Source organism: Pseudomonas sp. Irchel 3A18 (assembly GCF_900187465.1).
In the GTDB taxonomy this organism is placed as follows: domain Bacteria; phylum Pseudomonadota; class Gammaproteobacteria; order Pseudomonadales; family Pseudomonadaceae; genus Aquipseudomonas; species Aquipseudomonas cichorii.
The window spans coordinates 216,382-222,964 of the sequence record NZ_FYDI01000007.1 but is presented as its reverse complement, the minus strand read 5'-3'; the positions used below and the strand labels follow the sequence as shown (position 1 = coordinate 222,964).

Genomic DNA, 6,583 nt, shown 5'->3' with positions numbered 1-6,583 from the left:
ACGAAGGGATTATCTTTGTCAGATAAAGTTCATATCCAATAATGCGCCTGTCCCGGTTTTCCACTACAGACACAGTACAAACCCTTGGGATTGAATAAGACCATCGTCAGCGTCATTATTCAGGCGTCAACATAAGGAATCGGCCACTATTAATCAGTACGGTCAGAATCAGGGAAGATAGAAGTATGAAACTGACAACCTCTCTTGAGCACAGTCACGACCCTCGTTTTTATCAGCATCTGGGCCAGCTTATTTCCAGCACCGGCAGCAACGCCTTTGCCAGACAGATGCTGCAACTTGTCGATGCATTGGTCCCGGTCCACGGCCTTGATCTCAATGAGTGGGTCCTGGATGCCCCACAGGCTTGCATCAGCCAGACCAACAACCTCGGCAATGCCGGCCTGCAATACGACTTCCCGACGACCAACAGTCAGCGTCCGCCACTCCTGCAGAATGTCATGCAGATGGACGCACCACTGCTGATCCAGCTCAAGGTCCCCTCGAACACGCAGAATCCGCAGTACACGATTCACCAGTGCAATCTGGTTTCGAGCCGTGGTGAGCAGCGATGGATCATCTGCTTCTATCGCCTGCCGACCTTGCGACCGTTCTCACTGAGCGAGTTGTCACTGCTCAAGAGCCTGTCCGACACACTGCTGCCGCTGGTCGAGCACCATGCACAACTTCTCGCGCAACCCGTCACTCGCGTAGCAAGCACGGCACGTGTCGAACCCGAGCAGGAAGCAGAAGCCGCCTCGATGCACCAGGCTTTCAGCGGTCGCCTGGCACAGGATGCCATCATTTTGTCTGCACGCGAACAGGAAGTCTGCCTCGGCCTGCTGACCGGGGGCACCGTGCCGGAGATGGCGCAACGACTGCGAGTCAAGGCCAGCTCGGTGGAAACCTACCTCAAGCGAGCCACTGTGAAGCTGGGCATCAGTGGACGGCATGGCTTGGCAAGGTGGATGGCGGGGGCCTGATTCACTAATACCCAGTGGGAGCGCCGCCCGATCCGCTCTCACTGGGCAATCTCCACATCAAACAGCCACTGTTGCCCCGCCAACACCTGAACAACAGAGCACGCCCTCAAACAACATCGCCACTGCACCTCCATTCATAAACCCCATATAAATCAGCCCATTACACTCTGGCACAGGACTTGCCACCTGAGCGATGCAGCTCTGATCACGGAGCCTCATCACAAAGGAATCGAACATGAGTGGACTATTGAAGGTCATCGCTGTTTCAGGTGGGGCCTCTCTCCCTTTTATCCCGACAGCCTGCCCGATGCTGCCAGACAACGGGCTTGAGTCTGTCTGCGCAGGAGGATGCCTGTGACCTCTCCTCTGTCCGCTTCCTTCGCTTCACCTCTGTTACTGGCCCGCAATCTGGCGACGGATTTCGCCAGTAACGCTGCCGAACGCGACAAGAACGGTGGAACGCCACTGGCCGAACGCGATGCCCTGCGCCGCAGCGGGCTACTGGCCCTGAGTATCCCGACCCGCTTTGGTGGCCTGGGTGCCAACTGGCAGGAAACCTTCGACGTGGTACGTGAGTTCGCCAGGGTCGACAGTTCCATTGCCCATGTCTTCGGCTTCCACCACCTGATGCTGGCCACGGTCCGGTTGTTTGCCAGCCCCGAGCAATGGCACCCGTGGTTCGAGCAGACAGCCCGGCAGAACTGGTTCTGGGGTAACGCGCTGAACCCTCTGGACACCCGAACCGTGATGAAGACCTTTGACGGCTGGCGTGAGTTTTCCGGGCGCAAGAGTTTCTGCTCCGGGGCCAGCGACTCGGAAATGCTCATCGCGTCGGCGGTGGATGAGAATGCCGGTGGCAAGCTGGTGATTGCCGCGATTCCCAGCGGTCGCACCGGCATTACCCTGCACGACGACTGGGACAACATGGGCCAGCGTCAGACCGACAGCGGCAGCGCAACCTTCGAGCGGGTGCGTATCGAAGAATCGGAACTGCTGCTCGATCCGGGCCCGCTGAGCACCCCGTTTGCCTGCCTGCGTCCGCTGATTGCCCAGTTGCACTTCACCAACCTGTTCCTGGGCATCAGCGAAGGTGCCTTCGAGGAAGCCCGGCAGTACACCCTCAAGGAAAGTCGCCCGTGGTTCACCTCCCTGACCCGGGACATCAGCGAAGATCCTTATGTCTTGCGCCATTACGGCGAATTCTGGGCGGCTCTTGAAGGTGTGCGTGCCCTGGTGGAGCGCGCCTGCATACAACTGGACGAAGCCTGGAACAAGGGACCGGACCTGAGCAGCGAAGAACGTGCTCACCTGGCACTGTCCATCAGCAGCGCCAAGGTCGCAGCGACTCGCACAGGTCTGGATCTGTGCAGCCGACTGTTTGAAGTGACCGGTGCCAGGGCCACACATGCTGCCCTGCGACTGGACCGTTTCTGGCGCAACCTGCGCACCCAGACCCTGCACGATCCGCTGGATTACAAGCTGCACGAGCTGGGCGACTGGGCCTTGAACGGCAAGCGTCCGACACCGACCTTTTATTCCTGAGCGAGAGCTCTGCGAGTGGTGGTGGAAGCCGCAACTGTCCGCCAGGCAACAGTTGTTCAGCATTATGCCTTCGGCTGCACAGCCCCGTTTCAGCCCAGATTGCGTGTAACGTCCACGGGCCGTGGCCTGCAGCATATGGCATGACACCTGCAATCGCGTCATGACTTCCCAACCCTGACTGGATACCACGCGATGCGTCTGATTGATCTGGCCTTGCCCCGCCTCCCTCGCTCTCTGAAGCTTCTGGCCTGCTCAGGCCTGATGGCACTGGCCCTGAACCCGTCGGCCCGCGCCGAAAATGCGCCTGAGGAAGTGCGTCTGGATTACGCCTACTACTCGCCTGTCAGCCTGGTGCTCAAGCACTTCGGGTGGGTCGAAAAGGCGTTGCCGAACTCAAAAGTCAGCTGGGTGTTCAGCCAGGGCAGCAACCGCTCGCTGGAGTACCTGAACAGCGGTGGCGCCGACTTCGGATCGTCGGCCAGCCTCTCGGCGGTGCTGGCACGGGCCAATGGCAGCCCGATCAAATCGGTGTATGTCTACAGCCGTGCCGAATGGACGGCATTGGTGGTGCGCAAGGACTCGCCCCTCAAGAGCGTGACCGATCTTAAAGGGAAGAAGATCGCCGCGACCAAGGGCACAGACCCGTATCTGTTCACCCTGCGCTCACTGGCCAAGGCGGGCCTGGAAAAGAATGACGTGGAACTCCTGCACCTCCAGCATCCGGACGGACGCACCGCGCTGGAGAAAGGCGATGTCGACGCCTGGGCCGGTCTTGACCCGCACATGGCCGCCAGCGAATTGCAGGCCGGTTCGCGCCTGCTGTACCGCAACAAGGACTTCAACAGCTATGGCGTAATCAGCGTAACCGAGGCCTTCGCCAAGGCCCATCCACAAACCATCACTGCCGTGATCAAGGCCTACGAACAGGCACGTCACTGGGCCATCGCCCATCCGGAAGAGTTCGCCAAACTGCTGGCTGACGAGTCCAAGCTGCCGCTGGATGTTGCCAAGCTGCAACTGACCCGTACTGACTTGTCTGCGCCTCAACTGACCGACAAGGATATAACCGCCTCCAAGGCTGCCGCACCGATTCTGGTGTCCGAAGAACTGGTCAAGCGCGGTGTCGATGTCAATCAGGTCATCGATCAACTGATCGATCCGTCCTTTGGCAAGGCCAGTATTGAGTGATGAGCACTTCCAGCAAAGCCCTGGCCGGGGCTAGTCCGGCAGAGCGCCCGGCCAGCCGTGCGCTCCAGTGGCGACGTCGGGCCAAAGGCCTGGCCTTGCCGCTGGCGATCATCCTGCTACTTGAAACCGTGGTGCGCCTGGGCTGGATCGCTTCCTACCAGATGCCCGCTCCCAGCGAGGTGGCGCAGACCCTGTTCCAGCTCGCCGATGGCGCGTTGTGGAAACACATCGGGGCGAGCCTGTCACGGGTGCTGGCCGGTTTCTTTATCGGCTCCGCACTCGGGTTGCTGTTTGCCGCCTGGGTAGGGCTCAGCCGCGAGGCCGAGGCCTGGCTGGAGCCGACCTTCGCCAGCCTGCGGGCGATCCCAAGCCTGGCATGGGTCCCACTCTTGCTGCTGTGGCTGGGAATTGGTGAAACCTCCAAGGTCACGCTGATTGCCATCGGTGCGTTCTTCCCCGTGTACCTCAACGGGGTCGCAGCGATTCGCAATATCGACCGCAAGCTGGTGGAAGTCGGGCGCATGTATGGTTTCAGCCGCACGCGCCTGGCCCGGCGGATTCTCTTGCCTGCCGCTTTTCCGGGTGTGTTCACCGGCCTGCGCAGCGCCCTGAGCCTGAGCTGGATGTTCCTGGTCGCCGCCGAACTGATCGCAGCCACTCGTGGCCTGGGTTATCTGCTCAGCGATGGCCGGGAAACGTCTCGGCCAGACCTGGTGCTGGCGGCAATCATTGTTCTGGCGCTGCTCGGTAAAATCAGCGACGGCCTGCTGGCTGGCCTGGAAAAACGCTGGCTGGCCTGGCGTGACACCTTCGACGGCGCAGACTCTGGAGCCCGACCATGACTCAGCTTCATCACACGACGGCAGATCAGATGCATCTGCTGGACCTGCATGTCGAGCACAAGGCTTTCGGTGATACCGCCGTGCTCGGTCAGCTTGAGTTGCGTCTGCAACCGGGGGAAATCGTCAGCCTGCTCGGCCCAAGCGGCTGCGGCAAAAGCACGCTGTTGCGTCTGGTTGCACAACTGGATCAGGACTTTCGCGGACAGTTGCGCAAGCGTCCCGACGAGGTGGGTTTCGTGTTTCAGGAGCCACGGTTGATGCCCTGGCTGACGGTTGCCGAGAATATCGGCTTCAGTCAGGACAAGGATTACGACCGCGCCCGGGTCACCCGCCTGATTGACGAAGTCGGCCTGACTGGCTTTGCCGACGCGCTGCCCAAGGCGTTATCGGGCGGCATGGCCCAGCGCGTGGCCATTGCCCGCGGGCTTTACGGCCAGCCGCAGCTTCTGTTGCTGGACGAACCCTTCAGTGCGGTCGATGCCTTCACTCGCTTCAAGCTCCAGGACCTGCTACTGGATCTGGCCCAACGTCACCATATTGGCCTGCTGGTCGTGACCCACGATGTCGATGAAGCGCTGTACCTGAGCCATCGGGTGCTGGTGATCGGCAACCGCCCCGGCACCGTCATCAGGGAACTGACCGTCCCTCTCACCTACCCCCGCGACCGCAGAGACGAAACCCTGGCAAAGCTGCGCAGCCAGGCGCTGGAGTCACTGCATGATGCGCGGGTGATTTGATATTACGTCGCGGCCAAGGCCCCTCCAACGGATTATGAGGGAGGGGCCTTGGCCGCGACGGGGTATTAAAACTCAAAACAACCCTGAGGTCGGCGGCTCTGTGCCCTTGAGCTGCCAGGCTCCCACCACTGCTGCTTTCCAGTGTCGCGGATTATGGTTGGCCACGGTGCGTGCATTGCGCCAATGGCGATCAAGGTTATGGCTGCGGCCTGTCGTCGATGCCCCGCCCACATCAAACAAGGTTTCAGCAGCCTTGAGCGCAAGTTCAGCGACCAGATACTGCGCCTGCGCGACTTCCACGGCAGCCTGTTCGACGTCTGCATGCGCCCGTTGCGCAGCCCAGGCCCGATCGATGGCTTCCGCGGCTTTGAGCACCAGTGCTTCGGCAGCGTAGGCCCGAGCGGAAATATCGCCCACGGCCAATTCCACATAGGGATCGTCCACCGAACGACTGGCGCTGCTGTGCTTGATCGGCCGTGCATGCTCCCTGGCAAAACGGATCGCGTCGTCCAGTGCATTACGTGCGATACCGGCCTGCACCGTGCCCAGGAACAGTTGCAGGAACGGCGTGACGATAGTGCGCTTGCCCTCTTCCACCGTGCGGGTACGAATATCGCTGGCCTCGACCCTCACGTTCTGCAGATGAGTCGTGCCACTGGCCGTCAGACGCTGGCCCATGGCATCGAAGTCATCCAGCAGCACCAAGCCTTCGCGATCACGAGGCAGAATGAACGACACCGGCTGCTCGTCTTCATCCAGCGCCACCGCGCTGACCCAGTCGGCAAACAATGCACCGGTGCTGTAGAACTTGCTGCCATTGACCCGGTAATGATCTCCTTCGCGCACCAGCCGTGCAGCAATCGCCCCATTGGCTCCACCCAGTTCCCAACCGGCATTGCCGATTACCGCGCCCTCAAGGTAACGGGCAAACCAGCGCTGGCGCTCGGCCTCGGCATCTTCAGTTGTGGAAACCAGCAGCCCTTCGACAAAGGCAAGACCGGGGCGCAGGGCCTGGGCGACGTTTGAGTCCACCGAAGCGATGCGCAACAGCAGTTCGATGACATCCCGTACGCTGCCGCCAGGGCCGCCATGGCTTTTAGGGATACGCACGGTATACACACCGGCAGCAGCAAGCTGGGCGATGGCCTTGAAAGGCAATTGCCGCTCGCGTTCACGCTGTGCCGCACCGGCGCCGATGGCTGGCAGCAGCGCAGTGATGCGGGCTTGCAGTTCGCTGACGCTGGCAGCAGGCGGCTGCGGGGTAAAACGTTGAAACGTGGTCATGGGCAGTCCT

At 60.9% G+C, this 6,583-nt stretch carries 6 protein-coding genes; 5 read left to right on the top strand and 1 reads right to left on the bottom strand.

Annotation, left to right across the window (positions count from 1 at the left end):
- Positions 1-185 precede the first annotated feature (185 nt).
- The 5 genes from CKW23_RS16380 (at position 186) to CKW23_RS16355 (ending at position 5,289) form a co-directional block, all read left to right on the top strand.
- Positions 186-980, top strand: a complete 795-nt coding sequence (locus CKW23_RS16380; RefSeq protein ID WP_025260217.1) for a helix-turn-helix transcriptional regulator — start codon at positions 186-188, stop codon at positions 978-980.
- A gap of 354 nt (positions 981-1,334) precedes the next feature.
- Positions 1,335-2,522: an acyl-CoA dehydrogenase family protein gene (locus CKW23_RS16370; RefSeq protein WP_025260218.1), complete on the top strand. Its 1,188-nt coding sequence runs from the start codon at positions 1,335-1,337 to the stop codon at positions 2,520-2,522.
- A 261-nt stretch (positions 2,523-2,783) separates the two neighbouring features.
- Positions 2,784-3,710, top strand: a complete 927-nt coding sequence (locus tag CKW23_RS16365; protein ID WP_176767554.1) for an aliphatic sulfonate ABC transporter substrate-binding protein — start codon at positions 2,784-2,786, stop codon at positions 3,708-3,710.
- A complete protein-coding gene (locus tag CKW23_RS16360; protein WP_095067973.1) occupies positions 3,710-4,552 on the top strand; it encodes an ABC transporter permease in 843 nt (280 codons plus the stop codon). Before CKW23_RS16365 ends, CKW23_RS16360 begins: the two co-directional genes overlap by 1 nt.
- Before the next feature lie 29 nt (positions 4,553-4,581).
- On the top strand, positions 4,582-5,289 hold the full coding sequence (locus CKW23_RS16355) for an ABC transporter ATP-binding protein (protein WP_025260221.1): 708 nt from the start codon (positions 4,582-4,584) through the stop codon (positions 5,287-5,289).
- A gap of 72 nt (positions 5,290-5,361) precedes the next feature.
- On the opposite strand, the gene CKW23_RS16350 is transcribed toward CKW23_RS16355, so the two are convergent.
- Positions 5,362-6,573, bottom strand: a complete 1,212-nt coding sequence (locus CKW23_RS16350) for an acyl-CoA dehydrogenase family protein (protein WP_025260222.1) — start codon at positions 6,571-6,573, stop codon at positions 5,362-5,364.
- Positions 6,574-6,583 lie beyond the last annotated feature (10 nt).